4 protein-coding genes and 1 pseudogene are annotated in these 4,395 nt (G+C 37.9%); 3 read left to right on the top strand and 2 right to left on the bottom strand.

The window, feature by feature from the left end; translation table 11 throughout:
* Positions 1-229 precede the first annotated feature (229 nt).
* Entirely contained in the window at positions 230-1,048 is an 819-nt protein-coding gene (locus F607_RS33260) for a substrate-binding periplasmic protein (RefSeq protein WP_051311824.1), read from the bottom strand.
* A gap of 151 nt (positions 1,049-1,199) precedes the next feature.
* Here F607_RS33260 and F607_RS31810 point away from each other — a divergent pair.
* Both F607_RS31810 and F607_RS0125145 read left to right on the top strand, forming a co-directional pair.
* A pseudogene (locus tag F607_RS31810) lies at positions 1,200-1,805 on the top strand (Vat family streptogramin A O-acetyltransferase).
* A 51-nt stretch (positions 1,806-1,856) separates the two neighbouring features.
* Positions 1,857-2,285 (top strand): GNAT family N-acetyltransferase, encoded by a 429-nt coding sequence (locus F607_RS0125145; RefSeq protein WP_027710230.1) that lies wholly within the window; start codon positions 1,857-1,859, stop codon positions 2,283-2,285.
* Between the two features lie 68 nt (positions 2,286-2,353).
* On the opposite strand, the gene corA is transcribed toward F607_RS0125145, so the two are convergent.
* The gene (gene corA / locus F607_RS0125150) at positions 2,354-3,307 is read right to left on the bottom strand and encodes a magnesium/cobalt transporter CorA (RefSeq protein WP_027710231.1); all 954 of its coding nucleotides are present in this window, start codon (positions 3,305-3,307) and stop codon (positions 2,354-2,356) included.
* Between the two features lie 223 nt (positions 3,308-3,530).
* Between corA and F607_RS31815 the strand changes: the two genes are divergently transcribed.
* Positions 3,531-4,169, top strand: coding sequence for an NADAR family protein (locus tag F607_RS31815; protein ID WP_084611412.1), 639 nt, complete (start codon positions 3,531-3,533; stop codon positions 4,167-4,169).
* The last annotated feature ends 226 nt before the right edge of the window (positions 4,170-4,395 follow it).

Genomic DNA, 4,395 nt, shown 5'->3' on the forward strand with positions numbered 1-4,395 from the left:
GCCCGGCTATACCAACGGCTAAAACGTTTTTCACTCATATCACTGTAACGGTTCATATTTCTATAGGTTGCCTTGCCTTGAAATACGATTAATGTCGTCAACAATGCGGCTATAAATGTGCGTTGAGGTTTATTAACGTTGGACATTGAGCGTAAAACCGTTTTTACTATGCTTTCCAAAGATAGATTCCTGTGACAATACGACGTTGATAACCGCATTCTCGCAGTTTCTATCTTTGGTACAACCTACGACTCTCAGCCAAAAAGTGTCCACAGTATTGTAAATTAAACCCAAAGTAATCTTTAATAGGATCACCAAGCTTAAAAGCGTCAGTTATTAAGTTAACATCTATGTTTTCAATCTTAACCAAGTACGAAAGCGTCAAATCAGTTGAAACTAAAAGGTCAATTCTACCCATTAATAGTTTTTTAACATTATACTCTGTAGTAGCATCACTGAATATTTGAACATTCAACTTAAAATCTCTAGAAAGCAAGTAACTTTCTGATGCGTAGCCTCTTACAGTGCCTATCCTGAATTGTTTTGCATCTGATAAATCTTCTATTAAAATATCATCTCTACTAGCAAGCCGATAAAGCTTTATTTGTGTGTTATAAAGAGGTCCAACCCATTTAAAAAATGGCTCTCGTTCAGGTATCCTCGATATCGCCATAATGAAGGTATTTGGTTTGGAAAGTGTGTACTTATAAGCCCGTTTCCAAGGAATTACTCTATATTCAATCACCAGGCCTGTTTCTTGAGAAACAGCCTCTATAACATCTATTGAAATACCTTTAAGATTACCCTTATCCAAATATTGAAAAGGTGGAAAAATAGACGCTACTGCTATTATTGAATCATCTTTAACTTCACCATAAGCTTTCTCTATCATCAAAGAGATACTTGATAGCATGAAGTATAACAAGATGCTATTAGCATTCATTAAGGCATGTCCTTTCCTCATAAGATAATCATGATTCAAAATACCCATGCTTTTTATTTTAGCAGTCAACCAGATGATATAATGCCATGCCTGTTCGGAACGCATACTTCTAACACAGTTTATGTTGGAGCATCCAACAGCCTTTATTATGGATATAAAGTAACTTGCTAATAGCTAAAGAACCCAGTATAAGAACAAGAAACAAATACTATAGGAGACAGTTTTGGTAGGACCAAGCCCAGACGATAAAGAGCCAATGAAGGGATTCCCCCAAGTCGGTTTTCTAAAAAATTTTATTAGTCGAGAAAATATTATTGTCGGCGATTATACCTATTATGATGATCCAGAAGGTCCAGAGCGATTTGAAAATAATGTTCTATACCATTTTCCTTTTATCGGCGATAAATTAATCATTGGTAAATTCTGTGCTATCGCAAAAGATGTTAAGTTCATCATGAATGGCGCAAATCATAAGATATCAGGATTCTCCACCTACCCTTTCCAAATTTTTGGACAAGGCTGGGAAAAGGTGATGCCTAGGCCTGGAGAGCTTCCATTTAAAGGTGATACTATAGTTGGCAATGACGTATGGATTGGCTATGACTCTACAATCATGCCTGGTGTCACGATTGGTAATGGTGCCATCATTGCGAGTAAGTCAGTTGTCACCAAAAATGTGCCTGACTACTGTATTGTTGGAGGAAATCCTGCACAAATAGTCAAATACCGTTTCGATCAGACAACCATTGTCCAGCTGCTAAAAATTGCGTGGTGGAACTGACCTGCAGATAAAATTACACAACATTTAACATCTATTGTCGACTGTAACTTAGATATGCTAAAAAATGCCTACATTGATTAGTACTTTAAAACCCTTCGTACTGTTGGGTACAACCTGTGAAATAAAATAACTATGATTAAGCCCTATAAATCATCAGATATTGATTCGATACTCAATATCTGGCTTGATGCATCTATCGAATCCCATAGTTTTATTGATCGCTCTTTTTGGGAGTCCAAAATGAGTGATATGCGTGACATATATATTCCGCAATCTGAAACTTACATCTATACCTCAGCAGATGAAACAGTTGGCTTCATCTCCCTATATGAAAATACTTTGGCAGCCCTGTTTGTTTCACCAAAGCACCAAGGAAACGGGTTTGGAACTAAGCTACTTGATAAAGCAAAATCACTGCGTAACAGTTTACAGTTAGCGGTATATAAGGATAATCTCAAAAGTATTGCTTTTTATACTCACAGTCACTTTCAATATTCATATGAGCAAACAGATACTCATACAGGTTTTCCAGAAGTTATTATGTCGTGGCAAAAGCAATAAACTTACAAATCAATATACTCATTCCTGCAATACGAGTGGCCCATGCACAAAGCATGGACCACTAACCGCTACAGCCACCCCTTCCGTTTAAAGTACCAATAAGGTGCAATACCAGAAAGAATCATTAACCCTATTGCCCAAGGATACCCCAATAACCACTTGAGCTCAGGCATATATTCAAAGTTCATACCGTAAATACTGGCAATCATCGTTGGGGGTAAAAATACGACTGCAGCGATAGAAAATGTTTTAATAATCTGGTTTTGTTCGATATTAATAAACCCTTGTGTAGAGTCCATTAAAAAATTTATTTTATCAAATAAAAAAGATGTATGAGACATCAAGGTTTCGACGTCATGCATTATTTCCCAGCAACGTTGCTGCAATTCAGGGTATTGACGTAAGTGACGCTGTAAAAATGAAATCGAACGCTGTGTATCCATCAGACATAAGCGTATTTTACCATTACTGTCTTCTAACTTGGCTAACTTATCAATCGCATCTTCAAGGTCAGCATCATTGTCTTCCAGCACTAAATGACTAACTGCTTCCAAGTCATTGTGAATATCTTCCAACGCATCAGCCAAGTGCTCTACTTTTTGCTCAAATAACGAAATCATTACTGACTGATGAGATTCTTCCTCAACTGGAGTACGACGAGCACGCATACGAAACAAACGAAAATCTGCAAGTTCTTCATCTCGCACAGTGATCAAACGGTTAGCCTGTAATATAAACGCTACAGCAGCGGTCTTATGGCGCCCCTCAGTCTGAGTTAAAAATAATGAGTGAACATGGATACCAGCCGCATCAACGAAATAGCGCGCAGATGCTTCAATTTCTTCAACCTCATCCGACTCCGGTAACTCTGTACGTAATAACTGTTCAAGCTGTAAACGCTCCTGCTCCTCAGGTTCCTGTGCATCAATCCAACAAGCTTTTGTTAACAGCTCTTCACTAGAAAACTGCTCAACATCCATTTCCTTAATTCTGGTACGGCTAAATTCGAACCACCTTAACATGAAGATAACCTCCCTAAACAAACTAAACATACAGCAAGATACAGAATGTTATTACGATAGCTACCTTCGTAATCGGTATTGACCAATCTTGCGTATAAAATGATTCGTGTTGAGTATATGTTATACTCACTGGCACATGACAAAGATATCAGCACAGACCGCAATAATAGCCTGATAAAACAAACAACACTGTAAGCATTTTTGTAGTAACCAGATACAGCCTATGAAATCAAAAGCTCATCCAGACAAAATCATAACGATCAATAATCTCATTACTGCTGTCGAGGCAGGTGCTAATATTAAATATTTATTTTTTTGGGGACATCAAAAACCAGATTCTGGGGTCAATAAGAGCTGCCTTAGTCAGTGGTACCAGGCATCCTTTAGTATTGATGGTGTGCTCTACCACACAGCAGAGCACTATATGATGGCAGAAAAAGCCAAGTCATTTAATGACCAAAGGCTGTATAAAAAAATTATCACCACAAGCCACCCAAGTGAAGCAAAACGCTTAGGACGCGAAATTATTGGCTTTGATGAAAGAGTTTGGTGCGCAAATCGTTTTGATATTGTCGTAAAGGGAAATTTAGCAAAATTCAGCCAAAACCCGACACTACAGGACTATTTATTAGGTACCCAGCAACGTGTTCTTGTTGAAGCAAGCCCGGTCGACCGGATTTGGGGTATTGGTTTAGCCGCTGATCACGCTGATGCGACCAATCCCGCCAAATGGAAAGGTGAAAACCTACTCGGTTTTGCCCTCATGCTTGTACGACAGAATTTACTAAAACAGTCGGGTACCTCTAAAAATGTTACCAAAATTTCAATATTTTTAGGAAAGATCTTAAATTATAGAAGGTAAATACGATTGTTTATTATTTGACACCAAAATTCACGTTTTATGGGCTCTACAGTGCTAACTACTATCTTACAAAAAGAGATAGTTCTTCCTTTTTTCAAATTGCAGGCGCACTTTTCCTACTTAATGTCACGAACCGCCTCATGTTATAAACTATATTCATCATACCTACTTTCAACTGATTACGTGCAAAGCCTATCACTCGTGAATAAAGTCCACCTTGCTCATT

The organism is Zooshikella ganghwensis DSM 15267, from assembly GCF_000428585.1.
Lineage (GTDB): Bacteria > Pseudomonadota > Gammaproteobacteria > Pseudomonadales > Zooshikellaceae > Zooshikella > Zooshikella ganghwensis.

What these genes read in the sequence shown, in the direction of transcription:
- F607_RS31815 (WP_084611412.1), top strand. Translation starts at nt 3,531, where the DNA reads ATGAAATCAAAAGCTCATCCAGACAAAATCATAACGATCAATAATCTC.
- F607_RS33260 (WP_051311824.1), bottom strand. Translation starts at nt 1,048, where the DNA reads ATGCGTTCCGAACAGGCATGGCATTATATCATCTGGTTGACTGCTAAA.
- F607_RS0125145 (WP_027710230.1), top strand. Translation starts at nt 1,857, where the DNA reads ATGATTAAGCCCTATAAATCATCAGATATTGATTCGATACTCAATATC.
- corA (WP_027710231.1), bottom strand. Translation starts at nt 3,307, where the DNA reads ATGTTAAGGTGGTTCGAATTTAGCCGTACCAGAATTAAGGAAATGGAT.